At 61.5% G+C, this 21,647-nt stretch carries 18 protein-coding genes; 13 read left to right on the top strand and 5 right to left on the bottom strand.

From position 1 onward, the window contains the following. The first annotated feature begins 370 nt into the window (after positions 1-370). A complete protein-coding gene (locus FHX10_RS18550) occupies positions 371-787 on the top strand; it encodes a MarR family winged helix-turn-helix transcriptional regulator (protein WP_028755688.1) in 417 nt (138 codons plus the stop codon). Between the two features lie 6 nt (positions 788-793). Here FHX10_RS18550 and FHX10_RS18545 read toward each other — a convergent pair whose 3' ends face one another. Then, the gene (locus FHX10_RS18545; RefSeq protein ID WP_183844873.1) at positions 794-3,178 is read right to left on the bottom strand and encodes an EAL domain-containing protein; all 2,385 of its coding nucleotides are present in this window, start codon (positions 3,176-3,178) and stop codon (positions 794-796) included. Positions 3,179-3,390: 212 nt separating this feature from the next. Between FHX10_RS18545 and FHX10_RS18540 the strand changes: the two genes are divergently transcribed. The 7 genes from FHX10_RS18540 (at position 3,391) to FHX10_RS18510 (ending at position 13,323) form a co-directional block, all read left to right on the top strand. Then, positions 3,391-4,779 (top strand): dipeptidase, encoded by a 1,389-nt coding sequence (locus tag FHX10_RS18540; protein WP_183844872.1) that lies wholly within the window; start codon positions 3,391-3,393, stop codon positions 4,777-4,779. Positions 4,780-5,169: 390 nt separating this feature from the next. Next, entirely contained in the window at positions 5,170-5,880 is a 711-nt protein-coding gene (locus FHX10_RS18535; RefSeq protein WP_183844871.1) for an SH3 domain-containing protein, read from the top strand. Between the two features lie 575 nt (positions 5,881-6,455). Further along, positions 6,456-6,677, top strand: a complete 222-nt coding sequence (locus tag FHX10_RS18530; RefSeq protein ID WP_028755684.1) for a hypothetical protein — start codon at positions 6,456-6,458, stop codon at positions 6,675-6,677. Between the two features lie 230 nt (positions 6,678-6,907). After that, a complete protein-coding gene (locus FHX10_RS18525) occupies positions 6,908-9,262 on the top strand; it encodes a transglycosylase domain-containing protein (protein ID WP_028755683.1) in 2,355 nt (784 codons plus the stop codon). A 282-nt stretch (positions 9,263-9,544) separates the two neighbouring features. Continuing rightward, a complete protein-coding gene (dnaK, locus tag FHX10_RS18520) occupies positions 9,545-11,461 on the top strand; it encodes a molecular chaperone DnaK (RefSeq protein WP_028755682.1) in 1,917 nt (638 codons plus the stop codon). Between the two features lie 85 nt (positions 11,462-11,546). Beyond that, positions 11,547-12,674, top strand: a complete 1,128-nt coding sequence (gene dnaJ / locus FHX10_RS18515) for a molecular chaperone DnaJ (RefSeq protein WP_028755681.1) — start codon at positions 11,547-11,549, stop codon at positions 12,672-12,674. Between the two features lie 448 nt (positions 12,675-13,122). Continuing rightward, positions 13,123-13,323 carry a hypothetical protein gene (locus FHX10_RS18510; protein ID WP_003544370.1) on the top strand — a complete coding sequence of 67 codons (201 nt, stop codon included), beginning with the start codon at positions 13,123-13,125 and terminating at the stop codon, positions 13,321-13,323. A 146-nt stretch (positions 13,324-13,469) separates the two neighbouring features. Here the strand turns inward: FHX10_RS18510 and FHX10_RS18505 are convergent, their stop codons facing one another. Continuing rightward, positions 13,470-13,835: a helix-turn-helix domain-containing protein gene (locus tag FHX10_RS18505; protein ID WP_028755680.1), complete on the bottom strand. Its 366-nt coding sequence runs from the start codon at positions 13,833-13,835 to the stop codon at positions 13,470-13,472. Positions 13,836-14,307: 472 nt separating this feature from the next. On the opposite strand from FHX10_RS18505, the gene recF reads away from it, so the two are divergent. From recF to FHX10_RS18490, 3 genes are read left to right on the top strand one after another with little or no spacing between them, the layout of a single operon-like run. Further along, positions 14,308-15,432, top strand: a complete 1,125-nt coding sequence (gene recF / locus FHX10_RS18500) for a DNA replication/repair protein RecF (protein ID WP_028755679.1) — start codon at positions 14,308-14,310, stop codon at positions 15,430-15,432. Beyond that, entirely contained in the window at positions 15,429-16,253 is an 825-nt protein-coding gene (locus FHX10_RS18495) for a molybdopterin-synthase adenylyltransferase MoeB (RefSeq protein WP_028755678.1), read from the top strand. The genes recF and FHX10_RS18495 overlap by 4 nt, the downstream gene beginning before the upstream one ends. Then, positions 16,250-16,738, top strand: coding sequence for a GNAT family N-acetyltransferase (locus FHX10_RS18490; RefSeq protein ID WP_028755677.1), 489 nt, complete (start codon positions 16,250-16,252; stop codon positions 16,736-16,738). Before FHX10_RS18495 ends, FHX10_RS18490 begins: the two co-directional genes overlap by 4 nt. 15 nt (positions 16,739-16,753) lie before the next feature. Here the strand turns inward: FHX10_RS18490 and FHX10_RS18485 are convergent, their stop codons facing one another. Further along, positions 16,754-17,755 carry a 2-hydroxyacid dehydrogenase gene (locus tag FHX10_RS18485; RefSeq protein WP_028755676.1) on the bottom strand — a complete coding sequence of 334 codons (1,002 nt, stop codon included), beginning with the start codon at positions 17,753-17,755 and terminating at the stop codon, positions 16,754-16,756. Positions 17,756-17,940: 185 nt separating this feature from the next. On the opposite strand from FHX10_RS18485, the gene FHX10_RS18480 reads away from it, so the two are divergent. Further along, positions 17,941-18,480: an SH3 domain-containing protein gene (locus tag FHX10_RS18480; protein WP_028755675.1), complete on the top strand. Its 540-nt coding sequence runs from the start codon at positions 17,941-17,943 to the stop codon at positions 18,478-18,480. Here FHX10_RS18480 and FHX10_RS18475 read toward each other — a convergent pair. Then, on the bottom strand, positions 18,473-19,465 hold the full coding sequence (locus FHX10_RS18475) for an adenosine kinase (RefSeq protein ID WP_028755674.1): 993 nt from the start codon (positions 19,463-19,465) through the stop codon (positions 18,473-18,475). The two genes, FHX10_RS18480 and FHX10_RS18475, sit on opposite strands and share 8 nt — an antisense overlap. Positions 19,466-19,980: 515 nt before the next feature. On the opposite strand from FHX10_RS18475, the gene FHX10_RS18470 reads away from it, so the two are divergent. Next, on the top strand, positions 19,981-20,928 hold the full coding sequence (locus tag FHX10_RS18470) for an AEC family transporter (protein ID WP_028755673.1): 948 nt from the start codon (positions 19,981-19,983) through the stop codon (positions 20,926-20,928). Between the two features lie 133 nt (positions 20,929-21,061). On the opposite strand, the gene FHX10_RS18465 is transcribed toward FHX10_RS18470, so the two are convergent. Then, a complete protein-coding gene (locus FHX10_RS18465; RefSeq protein WP_028755672.1) occupies positions 21,062-21,625 on the bottom strand; it encodes a c-type cytochrome in 564 nt (187 codons plus the stop codon). Between the last annotated feature and the right edge of the window lie 22 nt (positions 21,626-21,647).

The following is a 21,647-nucleotide window of genomic DNA, read 5'->3' as shown; positions in this document are numbered from 1 at the left end:
GGATTCAGCGTGCGCAGCGCTGTCTATTCCTGCTCACCAAACTGTTACCGATTTGTAACGATCGCTCTCCCTTGAAAAACCACATTCGCAGCCACAAATCCATGTCACCGGCGCTTGATCGCGCCGCGGGTCTGATTACCGGCTTGTCCCCCGCCGCGTCAGGCTTGGACAAAGGCCTTATCCCCCTCTCCGGGCCTTTGTCCCCACTTTAAAGTCGCCATGGCCAACCTCCAGGCCATGGCGACTTTTGTTTTTTCCAGCCACTCGAAATTATCGTCGCGGCTTGCATCTTATGAAGCATCGCCTGCGATTTGCTGCATTGTCTCCAGCATGGTTTTGAGCCTAACTTGCAATCATGGGATTTAACCGCATGGATTCGGGAGCCTACCTTGCCAGCCAACTGGCGAAGGGTTTTGCCCGCTCGCTGCACCAGCGCGCGGTCGGTCTGGGTTTTTCTCCGGGCCAATTCCCCATTCTGCTGGAACTCTGGGCCGAAGACGGGCTGACCCAGAAACAGCTTCTCGAGCGGGTCGATATCGAGCAGGCGACCATGGCCAATACGCTTTCGCGCATGGTCCGCGACGGGTTGATCGAACGCCGTCCACATCCCTCCGACAGGCGGGCGCAACTGCTCTTCCTGACGCCGAAGGCCCGCGCCATGGAGGCCGAGGCGATCGAGATCGCGCGGGAGGCCGACCTTGCGCTGTTTAAAGGTTTTCGGGTCTTCGAGCGCGAGCTGACGCTCGAATATATCCGGCGGCTTCTGGAAAACGCCAAGGCGCTGTGAAGAAGCTCATTCGCCGGCACTGTGTGCGTGTCGCAACGAGAACACGCCGGTTTCAATCTGCGCGGTCAGGACGTTTTCGTGGGCGGCAAGCTTGACGCTCGGTTCGATATCCGGCTTGCCAAGCAAAAGGCCCTGTACTTGCGCGCAGCCTTCCTCGACGACGATCCGGCGCTGCATTTCGGTTTCCACGCCCTCCGTCACCACCGGCATGCCGAGGCTGTGGCCAAGACCAATGATGGCGCGCACGATCGAGCGCGCCGCCGCATCATGTTCCAGCAGGCCGGTGAAACTGCGGTCGACCTTGATCTTGTCGAAAGGGAATGAACGCAGGTTGGAAAGCGAGGAAAAACCGGTGCCGAAATCATCCATGACGATGTGCACGCCGAGCTTGTGCAGCCGCAGCAACATCGTCATCACCCGGTCGCGATCGCGCATGAGGGCCGCCTCGGTGATCTCGAGCTCCAGCCGGCTGGGTGCAAGCCCGGTTTCGGCGAGGATCGCCTCGATCCGCTCACAGAGGTTCGGCAGCATGAATTGCACCGGCGAGAGATTGACGGCGATCATCAACGGCAGCGGCCAGCGCACGGCCTCCCTGCAGGCCTGCTGCAACACCCATTCACCGAGTTGGACGATCGAGCCGCTTTCCTCGGCGATCGGGATGAAGATATCGGGCTCGGTCAAGCCGTGACCTGGCCGGTTCCAGCGCATCAGGGCCTCATAGCCGCCGATCTCGCCGCTCAGCGCATCGAGGATCGGCTGATAACTGACATGGATCTGGTTGCGGATGATCGCATGGCGCAGTTCGCTTTCGATCTGGCGGCGGTTCCGTGCCGCCTTATCCATTTCCGCGTCGAAGAAACAGACCTTGCCGCGACCGTCATGCTTGGCGCGGTAAAGTGCAATATCGGCATTGTTGCAGAGTTCTTCAGCAGCAGCGCCGTCCGCCGGATAGAGTGCGATGCCGACGCTGACACCAACGGCTGTGGGGTCACGCGCCGTGTCCATCTCGGCGGCGAATTCGTCGAGTATCGCCGCCGCAAGCTTTTGCGCCGCTGCCGGCTGCTGTCCGGCGGGCTGAAGGATGGCGAATTCATCGCCGCCGAGGCGGGCGATCGTATCGCTCTCATCGGCCACGCGGCGCAGGATCGAGGCGACCTTGCCGAGAATGCGGTCGCCTTCGGCATGACCGAAGATATCGTTGACGGCTTTGAAGCGATCGAGGTCGAGATAGAAGAGGGCAACCTCGCTGTTCTTTCGTTCGGCCATCTGCAACGCCTGCCGGATGCGGGTATCGAACAATGACCTGTTCGGCAGATCGGTGAGCACGTCGTGGTGGGCGAGGTGCTCGATCATCTCCTCGGCCTGCCTGCGCTCGGTGAGATCGCGCACCGCCAGCACCTCGCAATTGTGCCCGCGATAAACAATCCTGCTCGCGGTCACTTCGACGGCGATCTCCCTGCCGTTCCTGGTGTTGAGCAGCGTTTCGCCTGGCTTGTTCTGCCCAGCCCCCTGAATAGCGGTCAAAACAGCCGAGGGCGCCTTGCCGGCAAGATCGGCAAGTTTCCAGCCGGAAAGCCCCTGAAAGCGTTCATTGGCATCGATGATCCGGCCTTCCCGCAGGATCAGCAGTCCTTCCTGCGAGGCATTCGCGAGCCCCCTCAGATCCGTCAGGTGGCTTTCGATAAAGACCACCGCGAGCGCAATCAGAATGAGCGTCGTCGCCGCCGCCACGACGATCGCGGCGAGCAGGCTGGCGTCGAGCACCGTTGCCGGAACCTCTTTGCCGGGATCCGGTACGAGGGTGATGCTGGCCATCGAGATGAAATGGAGAGCGCAGATCGCGAGGACGAAAGTGATGGACGAGGCGAGGAGCCGCCTCGGTCCCTTCAATTCGAAAAAGGCGTGGAAGGCGGCGCTCGACAACAGCGCTCCTGCGAGAACCGCAGTCAGCGTCATGAAGGGATCATAAACGATTACCGCCGGCGTTTCGATCGCCTGCATGCCGGTCAGGTGCATGGAGGCGATGCCGAGCGCCATCAGAACGCCGCCGCGCACGCGAGAAAACCTGCCGCGGCTTTCCGAAGCGACGAGGATCGCCGCCCACGAACCGGCAACCGACAAGAGGAAGGAAAGCGCCGTCAGGCCCAGCTGGTAGCCGATCGGCATGCCGCCGTCATAAGCCAGCATCGCAATGAAGTGCGTTGCCCATACGCCGGTGCCGAAAGCAAATGCCGATGCGCCAATCCAGAGTTTGCGCCGCCCGGCATCGCATTCCTGGGCGCGGGAAAGCGGCAGCATCGCCGCCATCGCGCCGACCAGACAGACCGCTGCCGCCGCAATCACCAGCCGCCAATCGTGATTGTCCCGAATACATGCGATGACCGAAAACATCTGCCCCTCCCACAGCTGAATTCGGTCAGGTTATTTAGGTTATGCTAAATAACCGTAAATTGAATTAGTATTCTCTTCTATATTATTCAGTAAATCTTCCTGATATTGATCCATGCCGCGCCGGCTTTCGCGCCGCCGATTTTTCGTTTTTCCGCCTCGCCTGCCTTCCTGGTTTGGTCTATCGTCCGGCCGAATTTCAAAAGGAGTCGAAAATGACCGATATCAATCAGGTGCTTGCGCGCGCGGACCAGAACCTTCCATCGAGCCTCGACAAGCTATTCGAACTTCTGCGCATCCAGTCGATTTCCACTGATCCCGCCTATAAGGCCGAATGCCGAAAGGCGGCGGAATGGCTTGTCGCTTATCTTGAAGGGCTCGGCTTTACGGCCTCGGTGCGCGACACGCCCGGCCATCCGATGGTGGTCGCCCACCATGCCGGCGCTGCTTCCGATGCACCGCATGTTCTCTTTTACGGCCATTACGACGTCCAGCCGGTCGATCCGATCGAGCTCTGGGAAAACGATCCGTTCCAGCCGTCGATCAAGGATCTCGGCGAGGGCCGCAAGATTTTGACCGGCCGCGGCACCTCGGACGACAAAGGCCAGTTGATGACCTTCGTCGAGGCCTGCCGCGCCTATAAGGAGATCAACGGCGAGCTTCCCTGCCGCATCACCATTCTCTTCGAGGGCGAGGAGGAATCCGGCTCGCCATCCCTGAAGCCCTTCCTCGAAGCCAATGCCGCCGAGCTCAAGGCCGATTATGCACTCGTCTGCGATACCGGCATGTGGGACCGCGACACGCCGGCAATCGCCGCAGCGCTACGCGGCCTTGTCGGCGAGGAAGTGGTCGTGACGGCCGCCGACCGCGACCTGCATTCCGGTCTGTTCGGAGGCGCTGCGGCCAATCCGATCCATATTCTCGTCGAGGCTCTTGCCGGCCTGCATGACGAGACGGGCCGCATCACGCTCGACGGCTTCTATGACGGCGTCGAGGAAACGCCCGACAATATCAAGGCGTCCTGGGAGACGCTCGGCAGGACCGCGGAGAGCTTCCTCGGCGAAGTCGGCCTTTCCATTCCGTCCGGCGAAAAGGGCCGTTCGGTGCTGGAACTCACCTGGGCGCGGCCGACCGCCGAAATCAACGGCATCTGGGGCGGATATACCGGCGAAGGCTTCAAGACGGTGATCGCCGCCAAGGCTTCGGCCAAGGTTTCGTTCCGGCTTGTCGGCACGCAGGATCCAGACGCCATCCGCAGGGCTTTCCGCAGCTATATCAGCACGAAGATTCCCGCCGATTGCTCGGTCGAGTTCCATCCGCATGGGGGCTCGCCGGCGATCCACCTTTCCTATGATTCGCCGGTTCTGACCAAGGCGAAGAACGCGCTGTCCGACGAATGGCCGAAACCCGCCATCGTCATCGGCATGGGCGGGTCGATCCCGATCGTGGGGGACTTCCAGAAGATGCTCGGCATGGAATCTCTGCTGGTCGGCTTCGGCCTCAGTGACGACCGCATCCATTCGCCGAACGAGAAATACGAGCTTGTCTCCTACCACAAGGGCATCCGCTCCTGGGTACGGATCCTGCAGGCGCTCGCCGCCTGAGAGGGAAAGGCGCGCCTTCAGGATGCGCCATGCGAAAATCGCGACAACAAAAAGGCCGGTTCGAACCGGCCTTTCGTCGTCCGCTCATCTCAGTGCCAGTTCATCCGTGGTCAAGGAGAAAGCGGTATTGCAATGAGACTGCCCGCGAAAGGTTAACGGGGCGTTAACGGCACCAACTCCAGTCGGAAACGTTGGTTGCAGCTTCAGGCGCCGCGGATTTGCCGTTCAAGCTACGTTCATCGCGGGCGACATATAAGTCATTGAAAGATAAGATGAATGATAGCGCCCTAACAGCTGCGGGCGATCGCTCTATCTTTTGTTTCAAGGGCACATGCCACGGAAACACGGCCAATTGCTGCCTGAAAAACGTGCCAACGAGGACTGAGAAGCGTGAAAAATCTCTTTGTTAAAATTGCAGCGGCCGGCCTGTTCATGCTGGCGCCCGCCATAGCGCAGGCTGCCGAGGGCTACTCGACGGCGAACGTCAACATGCGTGCGGGTCCGAGCACCCGATATCCCGCCGTCGCAGTCATACCGGCCGGTTCCTCGGTCGAGATCCGCGGATGCCTTTCCGACGTCAACTGGTGCGACGTCGAGTTCTACGGCGGCCGCGGCTGGGTCTCCGGCCAGTACGTGCAGGCCCTCTACCAGCAACGCCGCATCTATGTCGGTCCGCAATATTACCGTCCGCTGGGCATTCCGGTTATCCGCTTCAGCGTCGATAATTATTGGGACCGGTATTACCGCAACCGCGATTTCTATCGCGAGCGTGACCGCTGGAGCCGCGGTCCGGACTATTATTACCGCGACCGCGACAACCGGGATTGGGATCGCGATCGGGATAACGTAGATCGCGACCGGGATAACCTAAATCGCGAGCGGGATAACCGGGATCGCGACCGGAACTGGCGCGAGCGGGATCGCGACCGAGATTGGCGTGATGGTGACCGGGATCGGCGCGGCGTCAATCAAAGGGACGATCGGCAACGAGACGATCGGCAAAGGTACGACCGGCAAGGAGCCGACCGGAGAGGCGATGATCGCAGACCGGGCCGCAGGGATTTTGATTGCCGCCCCGGCGATCCCTCCTGCGACCAATGAAACGGAAGGGGCGGCAGCGCCGTCCTCTCTCGAGATTTGCCAGCCAAGGCAACCATCCAAGAAAAAGCCCGGCGCTCCCATGAGGGATGCACCGGGCCTGATGTCGATCGGCGCGTGTTGAGGGGAGACGGCCGATCATGCGCGGGACGTGAGGGGTTGTCCCGCTTCTCCTTAAACAATCGCCGAGCCTATTGGTTCCACCGACCAGACGGAAGATGTTCAACGCAACGCCGAAAGCAGCGTGTGCATTTCCGCGTCACGGCCACGAGCCATCCTCAGCCGGCTTTCCTCCATCCCCGGATTTCTCCAAGGCCGGCTTCATTCAATTTTGTCGAATCGACCGTTACCGCCTGCGCAGATATGACGCCTGTGTGCGTCTGCCCGCCTCGCCGGCGAGCGCAAATCGGCGCGCGCTATGTCAGATTTGCGACAGTCATGAAAATTGGCATGGATGCGCGCAAGAGGCCGACGACAATTTGATGTGAGGGTATCGTGATGCTCTTGTGTTGCGGGGTTGTTTATTGCAATTTCGTGGCGTTGCGGATTGATCGTAATCCGTTCGAGGCTGGACCCTGATGACGCAAGACTACCTGGCTTTCCTGGGGCTTTTCGCCCCCCGGGCAGCCGCCACAGATGTTACCGTTTGGCATAAACACAACCCACTCCTGCCTGTCCGCCTTACCGATGGGGCGAAGCTCAATCCTTCCGGCCAGATCTGGCGCCGCTTTCATCTGGGCGAGTGGGAATATAAGCAGGACCCGGAAACGCTCGACGATTACGAGGCCCGGCAGTTTTGAAGGCCAATGCATGTCGCAGAGAAATCTGTGGCGGTTTGGGACTTACGGCGCGCCGTATCAATGCGGTTTGACGCGACGCGCTTTACCTGCGCGATCTGCTTTGATTTCCATTATTAACACCCCGTTAAATCGCCGCATTTACAGTTCAGTCGGATGATCACGGCGCCCGCAAGTGCACCGTTGTGCGAAGCCAAGCTTCGCGATCGAACATGGGGTATGACCGGTCCGCGATGGCAGGCAGAGGCAGATCAGGCGACAGAATAGAACCGTCCTTCAGCGGCCGCCCGGCACGCGACGATGACGAATTTTCGCTCGATGCCGACGATCGCATCGCCGGCAGCCGATCCCAGCGCCGCGGCGGTTCAAAACCGCCGCCGCAGCGTGCCGCCCCCCGGCGGCGGCGCGAGCCGCGGGAGCGTGACGGCGGCGACCTTTTCGGTTTCATGCGCCGCGTGATCTACTGGTGCGTCGTGCTTTTCATCTGGGCCGGCATCGGCGTTGCCGGGCTGGTGGTTTATTATGGCTCGCGCATGCCGAGCGCCAGCACATGGGCGATCCCGGAACGGCCGCCGAACGTCAAGATCACCGCCGTCGACGGCAGCGTCATCGCCAATCGCGGCGCCACCGGCGGCGAGGCGCTGTCGCTCGAAAACATGTCGCCCTATATTCCGGAAGCCGTCATCGCCATCGAGGATCGGCGTTTCTATTCGCATTTCGGCGTCGATCCGCTCGGCCTCGGCCGGGCTGTAGTGACCAACTTCACGGCCGGCCACATGGTGCAGGGTGGCTCGACACTGACACAACAGCTTGCCAAGAACCTCTTCCTCTCCCCTGAGAGGACGCTGGAACGCAAGGTGCAGGAGGTGCTGCTCTCGCTCTGGCTGGAGCAGAAATACACCAAGGACCAGATCCTTGCGATGTATCTCAACCGGGTGTTCTTCGGATCGAACGCCTATGGCGTGGAGGCGGCCTCGCGCCGCTATTTCAACAAATCGGCGCGTGACGTGAACCTCGGCGAGGCCGCGGTGCTGGCCGGCCTGCTCAAGGCGCCGTCGCGGCTTTCGCCGGCCCGCGATGCGGAAGCGGCGAATGCACGCGCACAGCTTGTGCTCGCGGCAATGCGCGAACAGGGCTTCATCACCGATTCCGAAGTCAAGACCGCGATGTCGCAGACCCCGGCTTCGGCCAAGAGTTACTGGTCGGGCGCCGGGCACTATGTCGCCGACATGGTGATGGACGAGCTGCCGGGCCTGATAGGCGACGTCAAGGAAGACGTCATCGTCGATACGACGATCGACAAATCGCTGGAAAAGAAGGCCGAGCAATCGCTGGTCGACGTGCTCGACAAGGAGGGCGGCAAGCTCGACGCCTCGCAGGCGGCCCTCGTCTCGATCGACGGCACCGGCGCGATCCGGGCGCTGGTCGGCGGCAGGGACTATGCGACGAGCCAGTTCAACCGCGCCGTCAAGGCGAAGCGCCAGCCGGGTTCCTCGTTCAAGCCCTTCGTCTATGCCGCCGCACTCGAGAAAGGGCTGACGCCCTACTCGGTGTTCAATGACGCGCCGATCCGGATCGGCGACTGGACACCGGAAAATTACGAGAAGAAATACAATGGCGAAGTGACGCTGGCGACCGCGCTTGCCAAGTCGCTGAACACGGTGGCCGCCCAGCTGGTGATGTATGACGGGCCGGATCAGGTGATCAAGCTTGCCCACCGGCTCGGCATCGAAAGCGAACTGCAGCCGAACGCCTCGATCGCGCTCGGCACGTCCGAAGTGTCGCTGATGGAACTCACTGCCTCCTATGCCGCCTTCATGAACGGCGGCTACAAGGCGACGCCGCACGTCATCCGCCGGGTGACGACCGCCGAGGGCAAGGTTCTGTACGAAAATACCTATGACAGCCCGCCGCGCGTGCTCTCCGAGCAGATCGTCGCCGAGATGGATGCAATGATGATGGGCGTCATAGACAACGGCACCGGCAAGAGCGCCAAGATCCCCGGCTGGCAGGCCGCCGGAAAGACCGGCACGACGCAGAATTCGCGCGACGCGCTCTTCGTCGGCTTCACCAGCAACCTCACCACCGGCGTCTGGTTCGGCAATGACGACGGCAAGCCGATGAAGAAGGTGACCGGCGGCGGCTTGCCCGCAAAGGCCTGGAAGGAATTCATGATCGCCGCCCACAAAGGTCTTTCGCCGGCGCCGCTCTTCGGCAACGGCCAGTTGACTGCCGATCCGAACAGTGGTCAGCCGATGGCACAGACGGCCCCCGGTGATGGACAAGGGGGTAGTGCACAGTCGGGCGGCGGGCAACCGATGACGGCGGAGGCGCCGCCGTCGACGATCGGCGGCATCATTTCCGGCGTCTTCGGCGGCAACGACAATGCAAACCGCTATCCGCAAGCGCCTGCCCGGCAGCCGGCGGCGCCCTCCGGCAACGGCCCGGTTCCGCCTGCGGACATTGCCGAAGGCGGCGGTTCCGGCTATGAGGGCATGGTGCCGCCGGGCGATGTCGGCGGGCCGCAGACGACCTCTTCCGTGCAACCGCGGCGCACGACGCTGCTCGATCTGATCATGGGCCAGTGAGATCCTTTGCTGCATGCCCGGCGCAAGGCCGATGCTCTAGATATCGACCGCTTTGCGGACATGAGGCAAGCTCTTTCCCGGCGACTGTCAAAATTGAATGCAACACATTCGTTTTGCCGGATTCCGGGCCATTTCTCGCCTTGCAGTCCAGAAAACCGCTCCTTATATACGCCGCATCACCGCAATCACGATTGCGTAATCTTAAGTAGACCCATCCCGTAAGGGGCTGTCAGGGAAATGCCTTCTCGGGGTTCCGACAGCTTGCTTCAAGGAGAGAATGACATGGCAAAAGTAATTGGTATCGACCTTGGAACGACAAATTCCTGCGTCGCAGTCATGGACGGCAAGGACGCCAAGGTTATCGAGAATGCGGAAGGTGCACGCACGACCCCTTCCATGGTGGCATTTTCCGATGATGGCGAACGCCTCGTCGGCCAGCCGGCCAAGCGCCAGGCAGTCACCAACCCGACGAACACGCTCTTTGCGGTCAAGCGCCTGATCGGCCGCCGCTACGAAGATCCGACCGTCGAGAAGGACAAGCACCTCGTTCCCTTCACCATCGTCAAGGGCGACAATGGCGATGCCTGGGTCGAAGCCAATGGCAAGGGCTATTCGCCCGCACAGATTTCCGCGATGATCCTTCAGAAGATGAAGGAAACCGCCGAATCCTATCTCGGCGAAAAGGTCGAAAAGGCCGTCATCACCGTTCCCGCCTACTTCAACGACGCGCAGCGCCAGGCAACCAAGGATGCCGGCCGCATCGCCGGTCTTGAAGTCCTGCGCATCATCAACGAGCCGACCGCTGCAGCCCTCGCCTACGGCCTCGACAAGAAGGACGGCAAGACCATCGCTGTCTACGACCTTGGCGGCGGCACCTTCGATATTTCGATCCTTGAGATCGGCGACGGCGTCTTCGAAGTGAAGTCCACCAACGGCGATACCTTCCTCGGCGGTGAAGACTTCGACATGCGTCTCGTCGAATATCTCGTCGCCGAGTTCAAGAAGGACAACGGCATCGACCTGAAGAACGACAAGCTTGCCCTGCAGCGCCTCAAGGAAGCTGCCGAAAAGGCTAAGATCGAGCTGTCGTCCTCGCAGCAGACCGAAATCAACCTGCCGTTCATCACCGCCGACGCCTCCGGTCCGAAGCATCTGACGCTGAAGCTGACCCGCGCCAAGCTCGAAAGCCTGGTCGACGATCTCGTCCAGCGCACCATCGCGCCGTGCAAGGCAGCCCTCAAGGATGCCGGCGTTACCGCCGCCGAAATCGACGAAGTGGTTCTCGTCGGCGGTATGAGCCGCATGCCGAAGGTCCAGGAAGTCGTCAAGCAGCTGTTCGGCAAGGAGCCGCACAAGGGCGTCAACCCGGATGAAGTCGTGGCGCTTGGCGCCGCCATCCAGGCCGGCGTTCTGCAGGGCGACGTCAAGGACGTGCTGCTCCTCGACGTGACGCCGCTGTCGCTCGGCATCGAAACGCTCGGCGGTGTCTTCACCCGTCTGATCGAACGCAACACGACGATCCCGACGAAGAAGAGCCAGACCTTCTCGACCGCCGAAGACAACCAGCAGGCCGTCACCATCCGCGTTTCGCAGGGCGAGCGCGAAATGGCCGCCGACAACAAGCTGCTCGGCCAGTTCGACCTCGTCGGTCTGCCGCCGTCGCCGCGCGGCATGCCGCAGATCGAAGTCACCTTCGACATCGACGCCAACGGCATCGTGCAGGTTTCGGCCAAGGACAAGGGCACCGGCAAGGAACAGCAGATCCGCATCCAGGCTTCCGGCGGCCTTTCCGACGCCGACATCGAGAAGATGGTCAAGGATGCTGAAGCCCATGCCACCGAGGACAAGAAGCGCCGCGAGGCCGTCGAAGCCCGGAACCAGGCCGAAAGCCTGATCCATTCGACAGAAAAGTCGCTGAAGGATTACGGCGACAAGGTTTCCGAGGCCGACCGCACCGCGATCTCGGATGCGATCGCCGCGCTGAAGACGGCTTCGGAAGCCTCCGAGCCGGATGCCGACGACATCAAGGCCAAGACCCAGACGCTGATGGAAGTGTCGATGAAGCTCGGCCAGGCGATCTATGAAGCACAGCAGGCCGAAGGCGGCGCTGCCGGCGATGCCTCCGCGGAAGGCGGCGACAATGTCGTCGATGCCGACTACGAGGAAATCAAGGACGACGACCGCAAGAAGTCCGCGTAATCCGCGACGGCGTGGTTATGCTTCAACACCTGATCCGGCTGCTCACCATGGCAGCCGGAAATCCATTTCCGGGGTTTAATCCTTAATGGCAAAAGCGGACTATTACGAAACTCTGGGTGTAGCCAAGACGGCGGACGAGAAAGAGCTGAAGAGCGCCTTCCGCAAACTGGCGATGAAATTCCATCCGGACAAGAACCCGGATGACAAGGACGCCGAACGCAAGTTCAAGGAAATCAACGAAGCCTACGAGATGCTCAAGGACCCGCAGAAGCGGGCGGCCTATGACCGTTATGGCCATGCGGCCTTCGAGCAGGGCGGCATGGGCGGCGGTGGCGGCGGATTTGCCGGCGGCGGCTTCTCCGACATTTTCGAGGATATCTTCGGCGAGATGATGGGTGGAGGGCGCGCGCGCCAGCGCTCGTCGGGCGGCCGCGAGCGCGGCGCCGATCTTCGCTACAACATGGAAATAACGCTGGAAGAATCTTTCTCCGGCAAGACGGCGCAGATCCGCGTTCCCACGTCGATCACCTGCGACGTCTGTTCGGGCTCTGGCGCCAAGCCCGGCACACAGCCGAAGAACTGCGGCACCTGCCAGGGATCGGGACGCGTGCGCGCGGCCCAGGGCTTCTTCTCGATCGAGCGGACCTGCCCGACCTGCCACGGCCGCGGCCAGATCATTCCCGACCCCTGCCCGAAGTGCCATGGCCAGGGCCGGGTGACGGAAGAGCGTTCGCTCTCGGTCAACATTCCCGCCGGCATCGAGGACGGTACGCGCATCCGCCTGCAGGGCGAAGGCGAAGCCGGCGCCCGCGGCGGACCGGCCGGTGACCTCTATATCTTCCTGTCCGTCAAACCGCATGAATTCTACCAGCGCGACGGAGCCGATCTCTATTGCGCCGTTCCGATCTCGATGACGACGGCCGCGCTCGGCGGCACCTTCGACGTGGCGACGCTCGACGGCACCAAGTCGCGCGTGAGCGTGCCCGAGGGCACGCAGGCCGGCAAACAGTTCCGCCTCAAGGGCAAGGGCATGCCGGTGCTGCGTTCGGCACAGACGGGCGACCTCTACATCCAGATCCAGATCGAGACACCGCAGAAGCTCACCAAGCGCCAGCGCGAACTGCTTCAGGAATTCGAGCAGCTTTCCTCCAAGGAGAACAATCCTGAATCGACGGGCTTCTTTGCCCGGATGAAGGAATTCTTCGAAGGCTGAGCGGCGATCGACACGCCTATCTCTAAAGCCGGGGACGGAAACGTCTCCGGCTTTTTGTTGCGCGAGTCCCAATTTGCGACATTCGCCGTTCGTGCCGGGAAATCTGTTCCAGAACGACACGGCGGCGCGAGGGAAGACGACTTGCATTAACGCAGCCAGATGATGCCGCTTGCAAGTTTTCCAAATGAATTCAGTCTCTGCCGTCAGCGCACAACACCGAAAACCGGAAGCGATATTCGGAAGGGACGATGCCCAGGTTCGAAGCGATAGAGCATCCTTTGCTCGACGCGACGTGCTTTAGAGCAATTGCAGCAAAAGTGCGCAGCGGTTTTGCCAGGCAAAGCGTGAAACGCTTTTGCCGGGAATAAACAAAAAGATAGAGCATTTCCGTGAATCGGAGAAAAACGGAAATGCTCTAGTGGGAACAACCAAACCAAGGGTATCGACCATGGCGCCAGCCTTTTCCTCTCAGTCCGAAGACGTCGACGTTCTCGCCGGCGCCATCTACACATGGTGCGCCGAGCGCAATATCAAGCTTCGCAGCCAGCAGGGCCTTTCGATCGCCAGCATCGCGATCGACCTCTATCATGCCGGCCACCAGACGCAGGACGACCTGCTGATGGCGCTGCACGAATGCGAGATTCACTAAAACGCGATATCGAACCTCATTCAGGTGACCTGCGTCCAGTCTTTGTCCTGATGCACGCCGTTCCCCAACCGCTGCATAGCCATATCTATCCGGACATAATTCAGGCCCGGAACAGATCGTGCTTTTCGGTGAGCCGGCAGCGGGGATCAGACGGCGGTTTCTGCCGCTTCGCCTGTCATGAGGGTGACAATGGTCTTGACCGCTTCCTTGCCTGCCGGTGAGCTCAGCTTGTCGTAGCTCAGCGCAAGCGCATAGGCGTCGGGGCTGAGTTCGATACGGCTGCCGAATTGCGATATGCCGGCTCCCTCGAAAAGAGCAGAGATATCGACATCGAGAAAAACCGCGATCTGATGCAGCTTGCTGGCGGAAACGCGGTTCGTCCCCTTTTCGTATTTCTGGATCTGCTGGAAAGTCAGTCCGAGTGCTTCGCCAAGCTCGAGCTGGGAAACACGGCGAAGAGCGCGAAACTGTCTTACGTTGCGACCAACGATAATATCAACCGGATCTGGCACTTCATCACTCTCTGATACGTAAACGGTTCGTTTACCATATCGTTTTCACGGGATAACTCAACCCTACAGTTGCAAATTTCAACCGACTTTTTTTGGACCTTACGTTACGTCAGTGGCCTCAAGGGAATGCGGCAAAAGCCCGAATATCTGGCGCTTGACGACATTGAGCGTGACCGTCGACGGTATCGGTCCAGCGATATCGGATCATCCTCTCTCAGGTTGTATTTTTAGCTGATTAGAGGGCGGCATGCTGACCGTTACATCGGAAGGGTGCCGGACGCCAGGACCTCGGTCACGGGATCTGCCGGAAAATATGCCCCCGCGGTATTTCGCGCCCTGAACTTATCCCCATGTGGCCCCCAAGCCTCGGTGCGACACCACCAGGGCACGCGATCCACGGCCGTCAAGCTGTCAGCCTTGCCATCAACGCCGCTTAGGCTTAGCTGTCACGCTTCACGATTCCGGACATTCGATGCCGCACAAGGTTTCTCTTTCCCGTCTGAAGCTGACCGACTTCCGCAATTATGCGGCGGCGGCCCTTACCCTTGACGGTCGACACGCCGTGCTCACGGGAGACAACGGCGCCGGCAAGACCAATCTCATGGAGGCCGTCTCGCTGCTTTCGCCCGGCCGCGGTCTGCGCCGCGCCGCCTATGGCGATATAACCCGGGTCGGCGCGGCTGGCGGCTTTTCGATCTTCGCCGCACTCGACGGCATGGAGGGCGACGTCGAGATCGGCACCGGCATCGAAACAGGCGAGGAGACCACCACCCGCAGGCTGCGCATCAACGGCACCCCGGCAAAGACTGCCGACGAGTTGACCGACCACCTGCGCCTTCTCTGGTTGACGCCGGCGATGGACGGCCTCTTTACCGGCGCCTCTTCCGACCGGCGCCGTTTTCTCGACCGGCTGGTGCTGTCGCTCGATCCCGCCCATGGCCGCCGCGCCAGCGATTTCGAGCGCGCCATGCGCAGCCGCAACAAATTGCTGGACGAGGGCCGCTTCGATCCCTCCTGGCTCGCCGGCATCGAGGAGCAAATGGCAAGCCTCGGCATCGCCATGGCGCTCGCCCGCCAGGAGATGCTCGGCCTGCTGACCCGGCTGATCGAAGAAACGCGGGAGACTTCGCCCTTCCCTTCGGCATCGCTGCAGCTCTCGGGCTTCATGGACGGACAATTTTCGCGCCCCTCGGTCGACCTCGAGGACGATTACGCGGCGATGCTGGCAGAGAGCCGCTATCGCGATGCCGGCGCAGGGCGCACGCTCGAGGGGCCGCACCGGGCCGATCTCATCGTGCATCACCGCGAAAAGGCGATGGAGGCGGAGCGTTGTTCCACCGGCGAGCAGAAAGCATTGCTTGTCGGCCTGGTGCTTGCGCATGCGCGCCTCGTCGGCAATCTCACCGGCCATGCGCCGATCCTGCTGCTGGACGAAATCGCAGCGCATCTCGACGAGAATAGACGCGCCGCGCTGTTCGATCTCATCGACGGGCTCGGCGGCCAGGCCTTCATGACCGGAACGGATCGCTCGATGTTTTCGGCGCTGGGCGACAGGGCGCAGTTTTTCACGGTGGCGGAGGGACGGGTGTTCGAATGACCGAGGCAGCTTTTCCCGACGTCGGCCGTCATGATAACATCGGTGCCATGGAACCGCTCAGCTCGGACGAAATCGCCCGTTATCACCGCCACATCCTGCTCCCCGAGATCGGGGGCGCCGGCCAGCAGAAGCTGAAAGCCGCCCGCGTGCTGGTGATCGGCGCCGGCGGCCTCGGCGCGCCGATCCTGCAATATCTGGCCGCAGCCGGCGTCGGCACGCTCGGTATCGTCGACGACGACCGGGTGTCGCTCTCCAACCTGCAGCGCCAGGTGATCCATGATTCCGGAACGATCGGCGAGTTGAAGACGGAGAGTGCTGCCTTCGCCATCGCCCGGCTCAATCCGCATGTCCGGCTGATCCGCTTCGAGGAACGCTTTTCCCCGGAGGCCGCCCGCCGTCAGCTCTCCGGCTTCGATCTGCTGATCGACGGCTCCGACAATTTCGACACGCGTTATGCCGCCGCCGATGCGGCCGAGGAAGCGCGCATTCCGCTCGTCACCGGCGCCGTCGGCCGTTTCGACGGTTCGCTGACGGTTCTCAAGCCCTATGAGAGTACCGAGGACGGAACACTCTACCCTTGTTATCGTGACCTCTTTCCGGAAGCGCCGCCGGCGGGGCTCATTCCTGCCTGCGCCGAGGCCGGCATCATCGGCGCGCTGACCGGCGTCATCGGCACGATGATGGCGATGGAAGCGATCAAGCTCATCACGGGCACCGGCGAACCACTGGTCGGACGGCTGCTGCTCTACGACGCGCTCTCGGCCCGCTTCGACACGGTCCGCTACAGAAGACGCCGCACGCGGGAGAGGCAGACCGGATGACAATCGTCCCTCTCGACCAGAGCTTCACGCGCTGGGACGAACTGCTCGCGCTCATCCTCGCCGCCTTCGCTTCCATGAACGGCAGGATCGACCCGCCATCCTCGGCGCTCAAGCTCACGACCGAGTCACTAGCCGAAAAGGCCAGGGCCGAGATCGGCCATGTCGCCATCGACGGCGAAAAGCTGATCGGCTGCCTCTTCCTGCGGCCGGAGGCCGATTGTCTCTATGTCGGCAAACTCGCCGTTCTGCCCGAAGCGCAGGGAAAGGGCATTGGCAAGCGGCTGCTGACGATTGCCGAGGAAACGGCCGCATCGCTCGACCTTCCCGCCTTGCGGCTGGAAACGCGGATCGAGCTCACGGAAAATCATACCGTCTTTGCCGCCTGGGGATTTTCCAGAACCGCCGAGAAAGCGCATCCCGGCTTTGCCCGGACGACGTTCATCGAGATGCGCAAGGCCATTGCGCCGACGATTCGCCCCGTCTAAATCAAATGCACGGCTTCAACGCCCCGGCAGCACCCGATTGGGCGGCCTGTGACCGTCGATGAAGGTGCGGATATTGATGATGACCTTGTCGCCCATATCGACGCGGCCTTCGATCGTCGCCGAACTCATATGCGGCAGCAGCACGACCTTGCCCTCATTGGCGAGTTTGACGAGCTTCGGGTTGACGGCAGGCTCGTTTTCGAAGACGTCGAGGCCGGCGCCGGCAATCCGGCCCTCCCTGAGGCATTTGATCAGCGCAGCCTCATCGACCACGTCGCCGCGCGCGGTGTTGACGAGATAGGCCGTCGGCTGCAGCAGCGCCAGACGGCGCGCCGAAATCAGGTGGAAGGTCGCCGGCGTCGACGGACAATTGATCGAAACGATGTCGACGCGGGCGAGCATCTGGTCGAGGCTTTCCCAATAGGTCGCCTCCAACTCGTCCTCGACGGCTGGATTGACGCGTTTGCGGTTGTGATAGTGGATCGACAGGCCGAACGCCTTGGCGCGGCGGGCCACCGCCGTACCGATGCGGCCCATGCCGACGATGCCGATGCGCTTGCCGTGAATGCGCCGGCCGAGCATCCAGGTGGGAGACCAGCCGGCCCATTCGCCCGGCTTGTCGGTCAGCACACGCGCCCCCTCACCAAGCCTTCTCGGAACAGCGAGAATCAGCGCCATGGTCATGTCGGCGGTGTCCTCGGTCAGGACGTTCGGCGTGTTGGTGACGGTGATGCCCTTGCGCGCCGCCGCCTCGACGTCGATGTGATCGGTGCCGTTGGAGAAGCTCGCAATCAGCTTCATCTGTGGCCCCGCCTGTTCGATCAGCGCCGCGTCGATGCGGTCGGTGACGGTCGGCACCAGCACGTCGGCGGTCTTGACCGCGGCGACAAGCTCGGGAACGGAACGCGGCGCATCGTCGATGTTCAGCTCGGCGTCGAAGAGCTCGCGCATGCGGGTTTCGACGGCATCGGGCAGCTTGCGGGTGATGTAGACCTTCGGTTTTTTCTTCGCTGTCATGGCTGGCTGTGGTGCCTTGTTCAGAGGTCTTTAACCAAGAGGGGTGATAATTTTCCCATTCCGGGCATTTTCTACCAGACCCGCACGCGAAGACAAACAAAACTCGCGGTGCAGCCGGGGAATGTCAGAGCCCGGACCGCGAGCAGGCCGGGCCTGCCCGCGAATTCGAGCAAACGGAAACCTCCATGCGCAGCAAAGTTCTGAAGTCCTGCCTCGCCCTTGCCATCGCTCTGGCTACATCCATGGGAACCGTCGAATTCGCCCATGCGCAGGCGGCCAAAGGTCCAAGCGGATTGCCATTGCCGCGTTTCGTCACCCTGAAATCCAAGCGCGTCAATCTGCGCATCGGCCCGGGAACGGATTACGCCGTCTCGTGGATGTACCTGAAATCCGGCCTGCCGGTGGAAATCATCCAGGAATACGACAACTGGCGCCGCATCCGCGATGCCGACGGGACCGAAGGCTGGGTCAACCAGTCGCTGCTATCGGGTCAGCGCGCGGCGATCGCCGCCCCCTGGATGAAGACGAAAGGCAAGGGCGTCTATGTCAATCTGCGCCGCGAGGCGCTGCCCTCCGCCTCGATCGTCGCCAAGCTGGAACCCGGCGTGATGATCACGATCGGCGAATGCAACGGCGACTGGTGCCGGGCCGAAACCGAAGGTGCCTCCGGCTGGGTGGCGCAGTCGGAGATCTGGGGCGCCTATCCCGGCGAAGCCTTTAAATAAGCCCTGCCTGTTTGGCGGCCTCGGCAAGCGAGGTCATCGGGCGCGGGCCGATCTGCTGAATGACAATGCCGGCGGCCAGGCAGCCGAGCTTGCCGCAATCCTCCAGAGAGCGCCCCTGGGTGTAGCCATAGAGGAAACCGGAGGCGAAGAGGTCGCCGGCGCCCGTCGTATCGACAACTTCCCTGATCCGGATCGCATCGACGTAAAAACGCTCGTTGCCCTTCAGGATGACGGCGCCATGCTCGCTCATCGTCACGGCAGCGATCTTGCAATCGGCGGCGATCCTGTTCAGCGCCTCCTCGAAATCATCGGTCTCGTAGAGCGACAGCGCTTCCTGGCGATTGGCGAAGACGATATCGACCTTGCCGGAGCGCATCAGATCGAGGAATTCGCCGCGGTAGCGGCCGACGCAGAAACTGTCGGACAGCGTCATCGACATTTCGCGGCCGTTTTCGTGGGCGATGCGGGCACAGTCGAGAATCGCTTCCTTGGCGCGTGGCGGATCCCAGAGATAACCTTCGAAATAGGTGACCTTGGCGTCGGCGACGACGTCGGGCTCGACGTCTTCGGGGCCGAGCTCGACGCAGGCGCCGAGATAGGTGTTCATCGAACGCTCGCCGTCCTCGGTGACGAAGATCATCGAGCGCGCCGTCGGCGGGAAAGTGCCCTTGGGCCGGGTCTGATAGTGGACGCCCTGGGCGCGGATGTCGTGGGTGAAGATGTCACCGAGCTGATCGGCGGCGACATTGCCGAAATAGGCAGCCTTGCCGCCGAGGTTAGCCACGCCCGCCGCGGTATTGCCGGCGCTGCCGCCGGAGGCTTCGAGCGCCGGTCCCATGCGCGAATATAGAAGTTCGGCGCGTTCGGCATCGATGAGGTTCATCGCCGCTTTGGTGATCTGGTTGTCAATGAGGAACTGGTCGTCGCAACGGGCAATGATATCCACGATTGCGTTGCCGACTGTCAGAACATCGAATCTTGTCATGAAAAGGGAAGTCCCCGGATTTGTGATAGCCGGGGTTTGGTCTTAGCGAAATTTCCGCGGTTTGGAAGGATAAATGGGACGACGCTTCTATTTCTTCGCAAAAGTGCCGCCTATTCGTCATGTCGCTGTCATTTTCAAAATCTAGAAATACTCGCAGGAAGACCGGCATGAGCAGCTTTCAGTTGCAGCCGGGCGCACGAGGGATGACCCTTCGATCTTACCGGCGCGATGCTGACCACGGATGAACTGGCAGCTTTGTGATCCGGATATCCGGCAGGGCCGGAGCGGAAAAGCGGGCTGAGCCCGCTTTTTTTGCCTTTGGGTGCCCCGGCTGCCGGATCGGGCGGTGATGGCCTTTTCAATCCAAACAGTTTGCTGGTACTCAATAATTCCGTAAATCGATTCCGCTTTACGGAATTATGCAGGAATTCAAAGTGCTGCAGTGTCCTTTGCGCATCTGAAAAGCGCGCGACGCTGTAGATGTCGGATACTCCCCGCGCAGAGCAACCTCCCTCATGTCAGCCATCATTCTCGACGTCCTTCCCATCTTCCTCCTGATTCTCATCGGCTGGGTGATCGTCCGCAGCGGCCTGATGGCATCGAATGTCGGCGATGCGCTCGGCGAATTCGTCTTCAAGATCGCCGTGCCGCTGCTGCTCTTTCGCACCATCGCCGAGGCGGATTTTCATGGCGCCTCGCCCTTCCGGCTCTGGATCGTCTATTTTTCCGGCGTCGCCATCACCTGGACGGCCGGCCATCTCGCCGCCACGCGGCTCTTCGGCCGCGACGAACGCATCGGTGTCTTGGCCGGCGTTTCCTCGGCCTTCGCCAACAATGTCTTTATCGGACTGCCGCTGGTCGAGCGTACCGTCGGCGACGAGGGGCTGGTGGCGCTGTCGATCCTGCTTGCCGTGCATCTGCCTGTCATGATGGTCGCGGGCACGGTGCTGATGGAGCATGCCGAGCGCAAGATCGACGGCAAAAGCGACCGCAGCATGATGTTCGTGCTACGCCAGATCGCCATCAATCTCGTGCGCAACCCGCTGGTGATCGGGCTTGCGGCCGGCATGGCCGTGCATCTTTCCGGTCTCACCATGCCGACGGCGGTGGCATCGGTCGTCGGGCAGATCGCCGGCATCGCCGGTCCGGCGGCGCTGATATCGCTCGGCATGGCGCTGGAGAAATACGGCGTCTCCGGCAATGTCGGCATCGCCAGCGTCACCTCGACATGCAAGCTGCTACTGCTGCCCGGTTGCGTGTGGGCGGCGAGCCATCTCCTCGGCCTCAGCCCCGAATGGACGGCAGCGATCGTGCTGACTTCCTCCGTACCGACGGGCGTCAACGCCTGGCTGATCGCCAACCGCTTCGGCGTCGGTCACAGCCTTGCCGCCTCGACTATCACGGTGACGACGGCGCTCGGCGCCATCACGGTCTCGCTCTGGGCCTATTTCCTCGGCGCCTAGAGCGGTTCAGCTTTTTTACGCGATTCCCGGCAAAACCACTTCGCGCTTTGCCTGGAATTGCTTGGCGGATCTCCGCAAAACGAAAGCCCGGCTTGCGGGCCGGGCTTCCATACCATGCGATTGTCCTGCTGCGTCACTGCGTCGCGGTTTTCGGATCCGGCAGCGGCACCGGCGAATCGGCCAGCGTGTGCAGGTAGAGGATGACGTTGGCGCGATCCTGATCCTTCGCCAGACCGGCGAAGCCCATCGCAGTGCCGGGAACGTCCTTCTTCGGCGCCAGCAGGAACTTGTTGAGATATTCGAAAGTCCACTTCTCGCTGCCGCCCTTGGAGAAATCCTTCATGGGAGCGGAATAGGCGAAGCCTTCATGCGAGGCGATCGGGCGATCTACGACACCAAAGAGGTTGGGACCGACCTTGTTCGGTCCCCCTTTGGTGCCGTCATGACAGGCCTGACACTTCTTGAAGACCGTTTCACCGGCCTTGGCATCTGCAGAAGCGAGCAATTGCGCGATCGGAACGGCAACGGCAGGCGCAGCCTCACCACCAGCGGCAGGCGCCTCTTCGGCAACGATCGCGAAACCTTCCTTTTCCGGCGCTTCGGAATGGAAGATCCCTTCGGACGCGATGGAGACAGACATCAGAACGAAAATCGTCCCGAGCAGCGCCCCCACGGCCGTATTGACGTATGAATTCATCTGCAATGCTCCCCTTGCAGCC

It is taken from the genome of Rhizobium sp. BK591 (assembly GCF_014195045.1).
Lineage (GTDB): Bacteria > Pseudomonadota > Alphaproteobacteria > Rhizobiales > Rhizobiaceae > Rhizobium > Rhizobium anhuiense.
The sequence above is the reverse complement of the archived record's forward strand: the minus strand, read 5'-3'. Positions and strand labels throughout refer to the sequence as shown.

Bases quoted from the DNA above. Each gene is read 5' to 3' on its own strand.
- FHX10_RS18465 (WP_028755672.1), bottom strand. From the start codon at position 21,625: ATGAATTCATACGTCAATACGGCCGTGGGGGCGCTGCTCGGGACGATT.
- FHX10_RS18550 (WP_028755688.1), top strand. From the start codon at position 371: ATGGATTCGGGAGCCTACCTTGCCAGCCAACTGGCGAAGGGTTTTGCC.
- FHX10_RS18485 (WP_028755676.1), bottom strand. From the start codon at position 17,755: ATGACAGCGAAGAAAAAACCGAAGGTCTACATCACCCGCAAGCTGCCC.
- FHX10_RS18545 (WP_183844873.1), bottom strand. From the start codon at position 3,178: ATGTTTTCGGTCATCGCATGTATTCGGGACAATCACGATTGGCGGCTG.
- recF (WP_028755679.1), top strand. From the start codon at position 14,308: ATGCCGCACAAGGTTTCTCTTTCCCGTCTGAAGCTGACCGACTTCCGC.
- FHX10_RS18480 (WP_028755675.1), top strand. From the start codon at position 17,941: ATGCGCAGCAAAGTTCTGAAGTCCTGCCTCGCCCTTGCCATCGCTCTG.
- dnaK (WP_028755682.1), top strand. From the start codon at position 9,545: ATGGCAAAAGTAATTGGTATCGACCTTGGAACGACAAATTCCTGCGTC.
- FHX10_RS18530 (WP_028755684.1), top strand. From the start codon at position 6,456: ATGACGCAAGACTACCTGGCTTTCCTGGGGCTTTTCGCCCCCCGGGCA.
- FHX10_RS18540 (WP_183844872.1), top strand. From the start codon at position 3,391: ATGACCGATATCAATCAGGTGCTTGCGCGCGCGGACCAGAACCTTCCA.
- FHX10_RS18475 (WP_028755674.1), bottom strand. From the start codon at position 19,465: ATGACAAGATTCGATGTTCTGACAGTCGGCAACGCAATCGTGGATATC.
- FHX10_RS18495 (WP_028755678.1), top strand. From the start codon at position 15,429: ATGACCGAGGCAGCTTTTCCCGACGTCGGCCGTCATGATAACATCGGT.
- FHX10_RS18470 (WP_028755673.1), top strand. From the start codon at position 19,981: ATGTCAGCCATCATTCTCGACGTCCTTCCCATCTTCCTCCTGATTCTC.
- FHX10_RS18490 (WP_028755677.1), top strand. From the start codon at position 16,250: ATGACAATCGTCCCTCTCGACCAGAGCTTCACGCGCTGGGACGAACTG.
- FHX10_RS18525 (WP_028755683.1), top strand. From the start codon at position 6,908: ATGGCAGGCAGAGGCAGATCAGGCGACAGAATAGAACCGTCCTTCAGC.
- dnaJ (WP_028755681.1), top strand. From the start codon at position 11,547: ATGGCAAAAGCGGACTATTACGAAACTCTGGGTGTAGCCAAGACGGCG.
- FHX10_RS18510 (WP_003544370.1), top strand. From the start codon at position 13,123: ATGGCGCCAGCCTTTTCCTCTCAGTCCGAAGACGTCGACGTTCTCGCC.